Source organism: Pseudomonas sp. SAR267 (assembly GCF_052077595.1).
Taxonomy (GTDB): Bacteria; Pseudomonadota; Gammaproteobacteria; order Pseudomonadales; family Pseudomonadaceae; genus Aquipseudomonas; species Aquipseudomonas vlassakiae.
The window spans coordinates 599,724-614,141 of the sequence record NZ_JBQIHU010000001.1; the positions used below are offsets into that span (position 1 = coordinate 599,724).

Genomic DNA, 14,418 nt, shown 5'->3' on the forward strand with positions numbered 1-14,418 from the left:
TCGACTCCACGGTATTCTTGCACCATGCCAGGAATGGCTTTGTGCCATGGCCTTCCGCCATTGAGCGCCAACGTCGAAATCCGGACTTCTTTCAGGTACTAACGTGAAGCGTGACATTCACCTCGTTGTCCTTTTGCTAACGGTCATTGGTTGCTCGCTCGCTTCGTTGACGCTATGGAAGGTCATGGCTTCTCGTGAACAAGCACTGGAAGACATCAACACCCATGGCCTGAACCTCACCCAGGCGCTTTCCACCTATTCCGAAGGCATCGTGCGGCAAAGTTCGATGTTCCTGCTCGGCCTGGTGGAACGCCTGGAAACCGAAGGCAGCGGGCCGGCACAGATCGAACGGCTGAGCCAGCTGATCAACCGGCAACAACCGCTGATGCCTCAGTTGAGCGGCATCACCATCTACGCTCGGGACGGGCGCTGGCTGATGTCGTCCAATCGCCCGTTCCCGGTCGGCGCCAACAGCAGTGACCGGGCCTACTTCATCCATCACCGCGACGACCCTTCGCGCGAGTCGTTCATCGGTCCGCCCATCCGCAGCCGCGCCAACCAGGAGTGGGTCATTACAATCAGTCGTCGCTTCAATGATGCCAACGGCGATTTCGCCGGCGTGGTGGCGGTCACCCTGGGGATCGAGACTTTTCTGCACCTGTTCGGTCAGATCGACGTCGGCCGGGATGGCGCCATCGGGCTGACCTATACCGACGGCACATTGCTGGTGCGCTACCCGTTTCGCGAGCAGGACATGGGGCGCAATTTCTCCCAGTCGCCGATCTACACCAAGTACCTGGTCGAAAAAACGGTCGGTACCGCCTCGTTCACCTCCAGCCTGGACGGTGTCGAGCGCCTGTATGCGTTTCGCAAGAGCGACCAGCTGCCGCTGGTGACCACCGTCGCCCTGGGTCAGCATGAAGCACTGGCAGCCTGGCGGATGGAGGCACAACTGTCGGTGCTGGTGGTGTGCGCGCTGCTTGGCCTGACCGGCGCCATCGGCTGGCTGCTGATCCGCGCCATGCGCCGGCGCAACCTGGCCGAGGATGATCTGCGGGTGGCCCAGCAACAGCTGCTCGACAGTAACCAGCAGCTTGAACGCCTGGCCATGCACGACCCATTGACCGGGCTGGCCAACCGCCGCAGTTTCGACCAGGCCCTGGCCGAGGAGGCAGGTAGGGCCCAGCGCAGCGCTGGTGTGCTGAGCCTGCTGATGATCGATATCGACCACTTCAAGCGCTACAACGACACCTACGGCCACCCGGCGGGTGATGCCTGTCTGCAACAGGTGGCCAAACGGCTGGCGGCCTGCATGCGTCGCCCGCCCGATCTGCTGGCCCGTTATGGCGGCGAGGAACTCGCGGCGATCCTGCCCGGCACCGACAGCGCTGGCGCGGCCATTGTTGCCCAGGCAATGCTCGAATGCCTGAGCAAAGCGCCTATCGCCCACCAGCAAAGCCCTTTTGCCCGGGTCACCGTTAGCATTGGCATTGCCTGCACCCAGGGTGGTGAACTGCACTGCTACCACGACCTGCTGGTGCGCGCCGACCAGGCGCTGTACCAGGCCAAAGGTGCAGGCCGCAATGGTGTGCACATCGGCTGAAACCGGCAGCCAGCCGCCGGCAATTGAAAATCCGGACTAAGGTTGCTGGGCACAAGTTGCCTCTGCCTTCATGAGCGCAACAGGTGCACCGCCAGCCCTGCCAGTGCACAGGCGAACAGCACCTGAATCACACCGCGCTTGAACCTGAACAAAGCAATCGCAGCGCTGAGCGCAATCACTGCGGACGGCCAGTCGAACGCCCCATTGAAGCCCGTCGGCCAAAGCACGTGGTAGCCGAAGAACAAGGCTAGGTTGAAGATCACCCCCACCACAGCCGCAGTGATGCCGGTCAGCGGTGCGGTGAATTTCATCTCGTTGTGGGTCGATTCCACCACCGGGCCTCCGGCAAGGATGAAGATGAACGACGGCAGGAAGGTGAACCAGGTGACGAGGCTCGCCGCGACTGCACCGGCAAGGAACGGGTGCTGGTCACCGAACATCGGATGCACGTACCCGCCTATGAATCCGACGAAGGCAACCACCATGATCAGTGGCCCTGGCGTCGTTTCTCCCAAGGCGAGGCCATCGATCATCTGGGTGGGGGTCAACCAGCCGTAATGCCCAACCGCTCCCTGATAAACATAGGGCAGCACCGCGTAGGCACCGCCAAAGGTCAGCAGTGCGGCCTTGGTGAAGAACCAGCCCATCTGCGTCAGGGTGCCGTCCCAGCCAAACGACAGCGTCAGCAACCCCATGGGCAGCACCCACAGGCCTGCGCCGACCAGCAGCAGGCGTACCAGGTGACCCCATCTGAAACGCGCATGTTCTGGGGTTGGGGTGTCGTCATCGATCAGGGCTGGGCCATAACTGGATTTTGCCGCACCATGACCGCCACCGATCACGAATGTGCCTGGTACGACGCGACCGCCCACATAGCCGATGATGGCGGCCGCCAGCACGATCAGCGGGAACGGCACGTTGAGCGCGAAGATCGCCGCGAACGAGGCGCCGGCTATTGCCCACAGCCAGCCATTCTTAAGGGCTCGTGAACCAATCCGGTGAGCGGCATGGACGACAATCGCGGTGACCGCGGGCTTGATGCCATAGAAGATCCCTGCGACGACCGGCACCTCGCCAAAGGCAACGTAGACCCAGGACAGGCCGATCAAGATGAACAGCGAAGGCAGCACGAACAATGCGCCGGCAATCACCCCGCCCCAGCTGCGGTGCATGAGCCAACCGATATAGGTGGCGAGCTGCTGGGCCTCGGGGCCGGGCAACAACATGCAGTAGTTCAGCGCGTGCAGAAAGCGCTTCTCGCTGATCCAGCGCCTACGTTCGACCAACTCCTGGTGCATGATCGAGATCTGCCCCGCAGGCCCGCCAAAGCTGATGAAGCCTAACTTGAGCCAGAACAGGAAGGCTTCATACAGGCCGATCGGCTGCCGAGTCGCTTGCGATGGCAGCTGCTCGCTTATTGCTGAGGGCGTATCAACCATCTTGCGATTCCTCAGTTGCAAAAGCCGTCAGCAGGCCATCGAAGATGCCCCCCGGCGACCATGGTCAATTGATCGTCATCGTCAATGCTGCTTCTACCGCCAGATTTTTCTCCAGTGTTCGTGAACCGGTATCCAGGCGCGCACCGCGACCCCAACGGCGATTTGCCCGCAGACCGGGCGTGGGATGCCGGCTACCGGGGGCGTCAGATCGGTGAGAATATTGTCGCCGGCCAAGGGTCCACGAGCAAGGCGATGGCAGGCTGGCTGGCCAGCCCCGGGCATTGTGCCAACCTGATGAACCCGATGTTCACCCAGGCTGGCGCGGCCTGTGTCGCGAATGCGAGCAGTGATGAGGGGGTGTACTGGACGATGCTGTTCGGCGCGCCTTGAACGGCGCGCCAACCTCGGCGCCGATCAGTCGTCGTCGCGCCAGTCGCGGTGATGTTTGCGCCAGCCATAGTGATTACCACGGTCGTGGTGGTGACGGCGCCAGCCACGGTCGTCGTCATCATCGTCATAGTCGCGACCACCGCCGCGATGACCACTTTCATCATCGTATTCGCGGCCCATGTGGTTACCCAGGGCACCGCCGACGCCGCCACCGGCTGCTGCACCGATCATGCTGCCCGTAGTGCCGCCCATCTGCCGGCCAAGCACGTTGCCGCCGGCAGCGCCCAGTGCGCCGCCAATGGCCGCTTCGCCACGGCTGTGCTTGTTGGCCCCCACCGCACCGCCGGCCGCGCCACCCAAGCCTGCGCCGATTGCCGAGCCGGTGCTGCCGCCGATCGACTGACCGACCACCGAGCCCAGTACCCCGCCCAGCGCGCCGCCTATGCCTGCTTCGGTATTGCCGCCTGCAGAAGCGACGCCGCTCAACAGGCCAAATGACAACAAGAGAATCGAGGAGTACTTCATGGATGAGAGCCTCAAGGGAATGCCGAGGCGATCCTGAGGCTCTGCAAGGAGGCTTTCAATGGAAATCCGACCAGTAACACGGGTTGCAAAAATTCTCTAAGTTACTGTTTTTCCAGTGAAACTTTGCGGCTTTTTGACAGTCTTTGGCTACTTGGCACTCAGCAGCTCAAAGCCCGCCAGCGCCTGACGCAGCTACTGCGCGTCGATAAAGCGCACGGCTTGCATCCCCTGCGCTTTCGGCACATCCAAGGATATAGGCTGCATGGCCGGCCAAGCTCCAGGTCTGCAACTTCAAGCACACTGAAAGTCAAACTTCCCTCACTGCAGGCGCGGGCTCTGTGGGAGCGGGCGCGCCCGCGAACACGGGCGAAGCCCGTGCCATACACCGCGTCGCTTGCTTCGCGGGCTTGCCCCACAGCAACCCAGGACAGCCTGTTACAGCTCAATCCAGCACCGGTTTGAGCAACCCCTGCGCCTCATACAGCGTCGCCAGGTAACGCAGGCGCATCTCGTCAATGCTCAACCGCGACGCATGGGTGGTGATCGTCAAGGTCGCCTTCAATTGGCCGCTGCGGTCGAGCAACGGCACCCCCAGCACACGCATGCCGATTTCATATTCCTGATCGACGATGCTGTAGCCCTGCGCCCTCACCCGCTGCAACTCCGCCTCCAGCAACGCCCTGTCGGTCTGGGTATAAGGCGTCAGCGCCTGCAGCGGGTTACGCGCGAAGTATTCCTCGCGTTGCTGCTCCTCCAGCCACGCCAGCCAGACCCTGCCACTTGCCGTGCAATACATCGGCACCCGCGACCCGGGGCGGATCGACAACGAAGCGATGTGGCTGTAGCGGCTGCGCACCAGGTGGATGATCTCGTCGCCATCACGGCTACCCACCGACACATGTTCCTGGGTCTGCCGCGCCACCTGCTCGACGATCGGCCGCAACATGCGTGGCAACTGCGCCGAGTCGACATAGGCCTGGCCGAGGCGCAGGGCCTTGGGCGTAAGCCAGTAATGGCGGTTGTCGGTCTCGGCAAAGCCTTCGTGGACCAACGTCAGCAGAAAGCGCCGGGCGGCACTGGGAGTCAAGCCGGACAGCCTGGCCGCCTGAGGCACACTCAGGCGTGGCTGCTCGGCATTGAAGAGCTGCATCAGCGCCAGGCCTTTCTGCAGGCCGGCGATCAGGTCGCGCGGGTGGATCTCGGGTCGGGACATGGGTTCGGCTCGGGTAAAGTGGCTGTTAATGCGATTACCGAAAGATGGCTGCGATTATCGCATCAAATGCCCGATAAGCGCATTGTTGATCAAATCGCCTCACTACAAGCTTGCCTCCACAACAACAGTCATGACGGAGGTCAGCATGATCCGAGGTTCGACCGAACTGGTCGCCATCGTCGGTTCACCTATTGCTCAGGTGAAGTCGCCGGAAAACTTCAATACCTGGTTCGCCAACAATGCCCGCGACCTGGCGATGCTTCCCATCGACCTGCAGCCAACTGCGCTGGACGCCTTTGTCGACACCTTGCGCAGTTGGCGCAACTTGCGCGGCTGCGTGGTCACCGTGCCGTACAAGCAAGCCCTGGCCGCGCGACTGGACAGGCTCAGCGCACGTGCCCAGGCACTGGGTTCGGTCAACGTGATTCGCCGCGAAGGTGATGGCCGCCTGGTTGGCGACAACGTCGATGGCGCGGGTTTCCTCGGCGCCGCCCGCCAACAAGGCTTTGTGGCCAACGGCAAGCGTGCGCTGGTGGTGGGCTGTGGCGGGGTCGGCAGTGCCATTGCCTACGCGCTGGGTGAAGCGGGCCTTGGCCAGATCACCCTCAGCGACCCCTGCGCGGAACGCGTCGGTGCGCTGGGAGAAGTGCTCGGCAATGCCTTCCCGGCACTGGCAGTCGCCACTGAATACCACTCGCTGGAGGTCTTCGACCTGGTCGTCAACGCCTCCCCCATCGGCATGGGCGACAGCGGCGAACTGCCGCTGCCGGTGGCACTGCTGGAGACCCTGCAAGCCAGCACGCTGGTGGCCGACGTGGTCACTTCACCAGAAATTACCCCGCTGCTGCACAAGGCGCGTGAACGCGGCTGCCCGATCCAGACCGGCGCGCAGATGGCCTTCGCCCAACTGGGCCACCTCGGCGCCTTCATGGGCGTCACCCCGCTGGAGATCTGAAACCATGAACGCTAGCAAACAAGCCGTGTTCGACCTGGTGGTGCTCGGCAGCGGTGCCGGAGGATTCGCCACGGCCGCCACGGCTGCCCGCCACGGGCTGAAGGTACTGGTGGTGGAAAAGGCCGAGCACTTCGGCGGCACCTCGGCAATCTCCGGAGGTGCGGTGTGGATCTACGGCAGCGATCAGGCACGGGCCGCCGGGGCCAAGGATTCCCCCGAGGCCCTGCGCACCTACCTGAAGGCCATCATCGGCGATGGTTACAACCCGGCACTGGTGGACGTCTTCATTGACCGCGGCCAGCAAGCCCTGCGCTGGCTGGAGCAGCACACCGAACTGCGTTACAGCCTGCGCCCGCATTCGCCCGACTACTACCCCGACACGCCTGGCGCCACCGAGTTCGGCCGCGCCCTGGAAATGGTCGAGTACGACGGGCGCCATCTCGGTCCGCGTTTCAAGGACCTGAAAATGCCGCCGCCGGGCATGCTGTTGTTCGGTGGCATGATGGTCAACCGCGTCGACATCCAGCACTTTCTCAACCTGCGCCGCTCGCCCGCCTCGCTGTGGCACTGCCTGAAGCTGATGGCACGCTACGCACGGGATCGCCTCAAGCACCCGCGGGGCACCCGCCTGACCACCGGCAACGCCCTGATCGCCCGCCTGGCCAACAGTGCCTTCGCCGACGGCACAACACTTTGGCTGCGCAGCGAAGCACAAGCGCTGATCGTCGAACGCGGCGTGGTAACCGGCGTGATCGTGCAGCGCGAGGGCCGACGGATACGGGTGCAGGCCCGCGGTGGGGTGGTCTGTGCCATGGGGGGCTTTGCTGCCGGGCAGCTGGCGGCAGCTGACCGCCCGGATACCTCAGCGCCACACCTGAGCATGTCGCCGCCCACCAACGACGGCGCCGCGCTACGCCTTGGCGAGGCGGTATCGGCAGCCCAGGGCGCAGGCCTGGCGGCCAATTTCTTCTGGGCGCCGGTGTCCGAGCTGCAGCATGCCAATGGCCAACGCGAGCGCTTTGCGCACTTGGTCACCGACCGTGCCAAGCCTGGGGTGATCGCGGTCGACCCGGTCGGGCGGCGCTTCGTCAACGAAGCCAACTCCTATCACCACTTCGTGCAGAGCATGTTCGCCAACGGCATCGGCCATTGCTGGCTGATCTGCGACGCCGAGGCGATGAACCGTTACGGCCTGGGCCTGGCGCGGCCTAAGCCGGTGGACAATTCGGCACTGATTGCCGCCGGCTACCTGCTGCGCGCCGACAGCGTGCCCGCCCTGGCTGCGGCCATCAGCGTCGATACGCAAGCGTTGCAGCAGACGCTTGAGCGTTTCAATCGACGCCCGCAACGGCATCGACCGTGCATTCGGCAAAGGCGGCAACAGCTACAACCGCTATATGGGCGACCCTCGGCACCAGCCCAACCCGTGCCTGGCTCCGCTGACCAAGGCGCCGTACTACGCCATTCGCCTCCATACCGGCGACCTCGGCTCGGCGCGCGGCCTGGTGACCGACGCCAATGCCAACGTACTGAAACGCAGCGGCGCACCGATTGCCGGGCTGTATGCAGTGGGCAACGACATGAATTCAATGATGAACGGCACCTACCCCGGCCCAGGGATCACCCTGGGCCCCGCCCTGACCTTCGGCTGGATCGCTGCCAGCCATATCGTCGAGCGCCTGCAGGCGCCAGCCAGCCACCAGGAGAAACCCGCATGTTCTACGAACTGAGAACCTACACCCTCGACCCGCTGAAGATGGCCGACTGGCTGGCGCTGTACCAGAGCCATGCGCTGGCGGTGCAGCGCGAGCACCTGGGCAACCTGGTGGGCTTCTTCACCAGCGAGTTCGGCGAGGTCAACCATGTGGTGCACCTGTGGGCCTATGCCAGCCTCGACGAGCGCATGGCGCGCCGTGCCGCCATGGCCGCCGACCCGCGCTGGGCAGAGTTCTCGCGGCGCAATCGGGAGCTGGGCGCGGTGCTGCAACTGCACTCGCGACTACTGCGCCCTACCGGCTTTTCACCGCTGCAATGACTGACCCCTTCATAACCTGAGCGGCCCCCCAGCATGCAACCCCTCGAATGTGACGTACTAGTGATCGGCTCCGGTGCCTCTGGCCTGGCGGCCGCCGTTACCGCCGCGCATCACGGCCTGCGGGTGATTGTCGCGGAAAAGGCCAGCCAGCTTGGCGGCACCAGCGCCTGGTCGGGGGGCTGGCTGTGGATTCCACGCAACCCGCTGGCGGTTGCCGAAGGTATCGTCGAAGGCGACGACGCCCCGGAACGCTACCTGCGTGCCCAGACCCACGTCACCGAACTGGACCCTCGCCAGCAAGCCTTCCTGCGCCATGGCCCGGAAATGGTGGCGTTCTTCCAGCAGCACACTGCCGTACAGTTCCAGTCCGGCAGCAAGATGCCCGACATGCATGCAGGCGATGGCAGCGCGAGCGGCGGGCGCTCGCTGTGCGCGTTGCCGTTCGACGGTCGGTTACTTGGCCCATGGCTGCACATGCTGCGCCCGCCGCTGGACATCGTCAGCCTGGCGGGCATGGGCATTGCCGGAGGTGCCGACCTGGCAGCCTTCTTCAATGCCCGCCGCTCGCCGCAAGCGGCCTGGCACGTTGCCAAGCGCCTGTTGCGCCATGGCCGCGACCTGCTGCTGCATTGGCGTGACTGTGCTCACCGACAAAGCGGCCGTCCGCTTGCTCGGCGATGGGCGCATCGACGGCGCGCAGTTCGCCGATGGCCGGGTGGTCCGGGCACGCCGTGGCGTGGTCCTGGCCTGTGGCGGATTTGCCCATGATCGCCAACGCATCGCCCAGCTGATGCCCCACGCCCCCGATGGCACACAGCACCACTCGGCGGCGCCGCCAGAGAACAGCGGCGATGGCCTGAACCTCGGCGAACAGGCCGGGGCCCAGCTCGGCACGCTGGTGCAGGCAGGCGCCTGGGCACCGGTTTCCCGGGTGCCGCGCCGTGACGGCAGCGTTGGCCACTTTCCGCACCTGATCGACCGCGCCAAGCCTGGCTTCATCGCCGTGCGCCGCGACGGCCGACGTTTCGTCAACGAAGCGGACTGCTACCACGATTTCATGACTGCACTGTTCGCCGCCACGCCACCGGGCGAAGCGCACGAAGCCTGGCTGATCTGCGACCATGCCGCACAGCGACGCTACGGTATCGGCTGGGCCAAGCCGTTCCCTTTCCCGACCGGCTTCTATCGGCGCCGCGGCTACCTGTTCAGCGGCCAGTCCCTGGCAGAACTGGCGCAGCGCTGCGGCATCGATGCCAGGCAACTGCAGCGCACCGTGGCCGACTTCAATCGGCACGCCGCGCTCGGCGAAGACCCGGCCTTCCAGCGCGGCGCCTCGGCCTACAACAAAGCCCAGGGCGAACCGCTGCATGGGCCAAACCCTTCGCTGCGCCCCTTGCTGTACGGGCCTTTTCATGCGGTGAAACTGCTGCCTGGCAGCCTCGGCACCTTTGTCGGCCTGTGCACCGATGCCTCGGCACGCGTGCTCGATCATACGCAACAGCCGATACCCGGCCTGTTCGCGGTCGGCAACGACATGCACAGCGTGATGGCCGGGCATTATCCTAGTGGCGGTATCACCTTGGGGCCGGGCATGACCTTCGGCTACTTGGCGGGCAAGGCGCTGAGCTGCCCGTGAACAGGCGCTATTGTTCGGTTATCGAACAATAGCCCCCTCCCCTGAATTGACGCTCGCCGATTCACTGCTCACCATGCACCGGCCTTGCGTGTACCCCCTGCCTGGGGCCAGGTCACGTTCGAGAAAAAGCCGTCCATTACAATTTCAAGAAATGACCCGGATATGAATCACTCCAAGCTCACAACCGCCAGCCCACAACTGCCCTGCGCCGGCATCGGCGACAAGATCCGTGGTGCCTTCGCCGTCGGCAAGACCCGTTGGGGCATGCTCGCCCTGGTATTCTTCGCTACCACCCTGAACTACATCGACCGCGCCGCGCTCGGCATCATGCAGCCGGAACTGGCCAAGGCCATGAGCTGGACGGCGATGGACTATGCCAACATCAATTTCTGGTTCCAGGTCGGCTATGCCGTCGGCTTCGTGCTGCAGGGCCGGCTGATCGACAAGGTCGGCGTCAAGCGTGCCTTCTTCGCCGCCGTGCTGCTGTGGAGCCTGGCCACCGGGGCCCATGGCCTGGCCACCTCGGCGGCCGGTTTCATGGTCTGCCGCTTCATCCTCGGCCTGACCGAAGCGGCCAACTACCCGGCCTGCGTGAAGACCGTGCGCCTGTGGTTCCCTGCCGGCGAACGCGCCATCGCCACCGGGCTGTTCAACGCCGGCACCAACGTCGGCGCCATGGTCACCCCGGCCCTGCTGCCACTGATCCTCAGCGTGTGGGGCTGGCAGGCCGCGTTCATCGCCATGGGCTGCCTGGGCTTGGTCTGGCTGGTGTTCTGGGGCCTGAAGTACTTCAACCCGGAAGAGCACCCGCATGTACGCCAGAGCGAACTCGACTACATCCTGCAAGACGGTGAGCCGCAAGCAGCGCGTTTGCCCTTCAGCCGTATCCTCGGCATGCGTGGCACCTGGGCCTTCGCCGTGGCTTATGCGATCACCGCGCCGGTGTTCTGGTTCTACCTGTACTGGCTGCCACCGTTTCTCAACCAGCAGTACAGCCTGGGCATCAGCGTCACTCAGATGGGCATCCCACTGATGTTGATCTGGCTGACCGCGGACTTCGGCAGCATCGGCGGCGGCATCCTTTCCTCGTGGCTGATCGGCCGCGGCGTGCGCGCCACCACGGCACGCCTGGTGTCGATGCTGATCTTCGCCTGCACCATGGTCAGCGTGACCTTCGCCGCCCATGCCAGCGGCCTGTGGATCGCGGTGCTGGCCATCGCCCTGGCAGTCGGCGCGCACCAGGCCTGGACCGCCAACATCTGGAGCCTGGTGATGGACTACACACCCAAGCACCTGATCAGCACGGTGTTCGGCTTCGCCAGCATGTGCGCAGCGATTGGCGGGATGTTCATGACGCAGATCGTCGGCAGTGTGCTGATGGCGACGAACAATAACTATGCCGTGCTGTTCACCATGATCCCGGCCATGTACTTCCTGGCGCTGACCTGGATGTACTTCATGGCACCGCGCAAGATCGAAGCCCGATAAGCGCGGGTTGCACTGACCTCGAAGGGGCCTTGGCAGGCCCCTTTTTCATGCCTGCCCGGTTTGCGCAGGTATCGAACCCGGGCGAACCGGTACCCAGCCCTGAACCAGGCAAGCGGCGTCAGACCGCCGTTCGTCGTGATTACATGATTTACATACAACCTTCATGCGCGGGTCCTCCTTCTAAACCAGCACAACAACATATTCAGCAACAATTCCAGGACCGGGCGCATGGTAATGGGAACTTCCAAAGCCGCACGACTATTCGGGCTGTTGATGCTGGGCATCATCGCGCTACAGCTTTCGGGCTGCGACATGGTGTTGTTCAACCCAAAGGGCCAGGTCGGGCTGGAACAACGCAACCTGATCATCCTGGCCACGCTGTTGATGCTGGTGGTGGTCGTCCCGGTCATGGTCATGGCGCTGGTGTTTTCGGTGCATTACCGCGCCTCCAACGAAAAGGCCCGCTATACGCCCGAGTGGAGCCACTCGCGCGCAATCGAGGCCGTGGTCTGGGGCGTGCCGCTGATCATCATCATCGTGCTCGGGGTCGTGACCTGGCGCTCGACCCACGCGCTCGACCCTTACCGCCCACTCGATGCCGCCAAGGCGCCGGTCAAGGTGCAGGTCATCGCCACGGACTGGAAGTGGCTGTTCGTCTACCCCGAACTGGGTATCGCCACGGTCAACGAGCTGGCTATGCCGGTGGACACACCAGTGGATTTCCGGGTGACCTCCGATGGCGCCATTACCTCGTTCTTCATCCCTGCACTGGGTGGGCAGATCTACGCGATGGCCGGCATGCAGACCCAGCTCCACCTGATTGCCAACGCGCCGGGGCGCTACACCGGTATCGCCGCCAACTACAACGGCCCCGGCTTCTCCGACATGCACTTCAATGCCCTTGCACTCGACCAGGCCGGTTTCGATGCCTGGGTGGCCAAGGTGCGCAGCTCGCAACGCCAGCTCGATCAGAGCCGCTATGCGCAGCTGGCCAAACCCAGCGTCGCTCACCCGGTAGAGCATTACGCTGCGGTCGATGCCGGGCTGTTCCAGTCGCTGATCGACAAGTACCAGGGTGTCAACCGGTCCCGCGAGGTCGAGGAGCGCCTGGGCGCCCCTCAGGGTCAATCGCCGCAAGGCAGCAAGGAGTGAGGCACATGTTCGGAAAACTGACCTGGGATGCCATCCCCCTCGGCGAGCCCATCATCATGTATACCCTTGCGGTGGTCGGGCTGATCGGCTTCGGCGGTGTCGCAGCCATCACCTACAAGCGCAAATGGACGTACCTGTGGAAGGAGTGGTTTACCTCGGTCGACCACAAGCGCATCGGCGTGATGTACATCGTCGTCGCCCTGGTGATGCTGCTGCGCGGTTTCGCCGACGCGTTGATGATGCGTACCCAGCAGGCCATGGCCTCGGACGGTTCGCCCGGCTATCTGCCGCCAGAGCACTATGACCAGATCTTCACCGCCCACGGCGTGATCATGATCTTCTTCATGGCCATGCCGTTCGTGGTCGGCCTGATGAACATTGTGGTGCCGTTGCAGATCGGCGCGCGCGACGTGGCCTACCCGTTCCTGAACGCGGTGAGCTTCTGGCTGTTCGTTTCCGGCGCGGTGCTGGTCAACCTCTCACTGGGCATTGGTGAGTTCGCCCGCACCGGCTGGGTCGCCTATCCGCCTTTGTCCGGCATCGCCTACAGCCCCGGAGTGGGCGTTGACTACTACATCTGGTCATTGCAGATATCGGGGATAGGCACCTTGCTGACGGGGCTCAATTTCCTGGTCACCATCCTCAAGATGCGTACCACGGGCATGACGCTGTTCCGCATGCCGGTGTTCACCTGGACGGTGCTGTGCACCTCGATCCTGATTCTGGCGGCATTCCCCATCCTGACCGCCACCTTGTTCATGCTCAGCCTCGATCGCTACCTGGGGATGCATTTTTTCACCAACGAGCTGGGTGGCAACCCGATGATGTACATCAACCTCATCTGGGCCTGGGGCCACCCTGAGGTGTACATCCTGATTCTGCCGGCGTTTGGCATTTTCTCGGAAGTCGCCTCGACCTTCTCGCGCAAGCGGCTGTTCGGCTATTACTCGCTGGTATGGGCGACGATCGTCATCACCGTGCTGTCGTTCATCGTCTGGGTGCACCACTTCTTCACCATGGGCGCCGGGCCGAACGTGAACGCATTCTTCGGCATCATGACGATGATCATCGCTGTACCCACGGGGGTGAAGATCTTCACCTGGCTGTTCACCATGTACCGCGGGCGAGTGCGTTTCGAGACACCGATGCTGTGGACCGTCGGCTTCATCGTAACCTTCAGCATCGGTGGCATGACCGGTGTGCTGCTGGCTGTGCCAGGCGCCGACTTCCTGTTGCACAACAGCCTGTTCCTGATCGCGCACTTTCATAACGTGATCATCGGCGGCGCAGTATTCGGCTACATGTGCGGGCTGACCTACTGGTTCCCCAAGGCGTTCGGCTTCAAGCTCTACGACCCGTTGGGGCGCGCTGCGTTCTGGTGCTGGCTGGTGGGGTTCTATTTCGCTTTCATGCCGTCGTACTTCCTCGGCTTCATGGGCATGACCCGGCGCCTGAACCATTTCAACGTGCCGGAGTGGCGGCCGTTCCTGCTGCTGGAGATGGTCGGCGTACTGATCATCCTCTGCGGCGTGGCCTGCCAGCTGACGCAGCTGGTTGTGAGCATCCGCAAGCGCCACGAAAACCGCGACCACACCGGCGACCCCTGGGACGGCCGCACGCTGGAATGGGCCACTGCGTCACCGCCGCCGTTCTACAACTTCGCCGAGCAACCGGTAGTACACGGCATCGATGCCTATTGGGGCATGAAGGAACGCGGGGTAAAGACGCTGATCGAGGCGGATTTCCGCAAGATTCACATGCCCTGCAACACCAGGCTGGGCGTGGTGATCGGCGCGTTGAGCGCGGTGCTGGGCTTCGCCTTGGTCTGGCACATCTGGTGGCTGGTGATCGCCAGCCTGCTGGCCACGGTGGCGGCATTGATCGTGCGCAGCTACGACCAGCATACCGAGTACTACGTGACAGCCGAGGAAGTCGAACGCGTGGAAACCGAACGGCGCCAACTGATGGCGGAGGCCTGATCC

General features: G+C 63.6%; 8 protein-coding genes and 4 pseudogenes. 9 read left to right on the forward strand and 3 right to left on the reverse strand.

Annotated elements, in window-relative coordinates; translation table 11 throughout:
• The first annotated feature begins 103 nt into the window (after nucleotides 1-103).
• The gene (locus tag ACTORR_RS03190) at nucleotides 104-1,603 is read left to right on the forward strand and encodes a sensor domain-containing diguanylate cyclase (RefSeq protein WP_313364946.1); all 1,500 of its coding nucleotides are present in this window, start codon (nucleotides 104-106) and stop codon (nucleotides 1,601-1,603) included.
• Nucleotides 1,604-1,671: 68 nt separating this feature from the next.
• Here the strand turns inward: ACTORR_RS03190 and chrA are convergent, their stop codons facing one another.
• The gene (gene chrA, locus ACTORR_RS03195) at nucleotides 1,672-3,042 is read right to left on the reverse strand and encodes a chromate efflux transporter (protein ID WP_313364947.1); all 1,371 of its coding nucleotides are present in this window, start codon (nucleotides 3,040-3,042) and stop codon (nucleotides 1,672-1,674) included.
• Nucleotides 3,043-3,180: 138 nt separating this feature from the next.
• Here chrA and ACTORR_RS03200 point away from each other — a divergent pair.
• Nucleotides 3,181-3,432 (forward strand): annotated as a pseudogene (locus ACTORR_RS03200) (CAP domain-containing protein); the annotation flags it as partial.
• A gap of 24 nt (nucleotides 3,433-3,456) precedes the next feature.
• Here ACTORR_RS03200 and ACTORR_RS03205 read toward each other — a convergent pair.
• Both ACTORR_RS03205 and ACTORR_RS03210 read right to left on the reverse strand, forming a co-directional pair.
• The gene (locus tag ACTORR_RS03205; RefSeq protein ID WP_099813510.1) at nucleotides 3,457-3,957 is read right to left on the reverse strand and encodes a glycine zipper domain-containing protein; all 501 of its coding nucleotides are present in this window, start codon (nucleotides 3,955-3,957) and stop codon (nucleotides 3,457-3,459) included.
• 442 nt (nucleotides 3,958-4,399) lie between these two features.
• Nucleotides 4,400-5,170, reverse strand: coding sequence for an IclR family transcriptional regulator domain-containing protein (locus tag ACTORR_RS03210; protein ID WP_313364948.1), 771 nt, complete (start codon nucleotides 5,168-5,170; stop codon nucleotides 4,400-4,402).
• Between the two features lie 145 nt (nucleotides 5,171-5,315).
• On the opposite strand from ACTORR_RS03210, the gene ACTORR_RS03215 reads away from it, so the two are divergent.
• The 7 genes and pseudogenes from ACTORR_RS03215 to cyoB all read left to right on the forward strand — a co-directional run bounded on the left by ACTORR_RS03215 (nucleotide 5,316) and on the right by cyoB (nucleotide 14,415).
• The gene (locus ACTORR_RS03215; protein ID WP_313364949.1) at nucleotides 5,316-6,125 is read left to right on the forward strand and encodes a shikimate dehydrogenase family protein; all 810 of its coding nucleotides are present in this window, start codon (nucleotides 5,316-5,318) and stop codon (nucleotides 6,123-6,125) included.
• A gap of 4 nt (nucleotides 6,126-6,129) precedes the next feature.
• Nucleotides 6,130-7,855: pseudogene (locus ACTORR_RS03220) on the forward strand (FAD-dependent oxidoreductase).
• Nucleotides 7,856-7,905: 50 nt separating this feature from the next.
• A pseudogene (locus tag ACTORR_RS03225) lies at nucleotides 7,906-8,160 on the forward strand (NIPSNAP family protein); the annotation flags it as partial.
• Nucleotides 8,161-8,193: 33 nt separating this feature from the next.
• Nucleotides 8,194-9,796, forward strand: a pseudogene (locus ACTORR_RS03230) (FAD-dependent oxidoreductase).
• A gap of 162 nt (nucleotides 9,797-9,958) precedes the next feature.
• Nucleotides 9,959-11,284: an MFS transporter gene (locus tag ACTORR_RS03235; protein ID WP_313364953.1), complete on the forward strand. Its 1,326-nt coding sequence runs from the start codon at nucleotides 9,959-9,961 to the stop codon at nucleotides 11,282-11,284.
• 234 nt (nucleotides 11,285-11,518) lie between these two features.
• A complete protein-coding gene (gene cyoA / locus ACTORR_RS03240) occupies nucleotides 11,519-12,436 on the forward strand; it encodes a ubiquinol oxidase subunit II (RefSeq protein ID WP_409521023.1) in 918 nt (305 codons plus the stop codon).
• A 5-nt stretch (nucleotides 12,437-12,441) separates the two neighbouring features.
• On the forward strand, nucleotides 12,442-14,415 hold the full coding sequence (gene cyoB, locus ACTORR_RS03245; RefSeq protein WP_313364954.1) for a cytochrome o ubiquinol oxidase subunit I: 1,974 nt from the start codon (nucleotides 12,442-12,444) through the stop codon (nucleotides 14,413-14,415).
• Nucleotides 14,416-14,418: the final 3 nt, after the last annotated feature.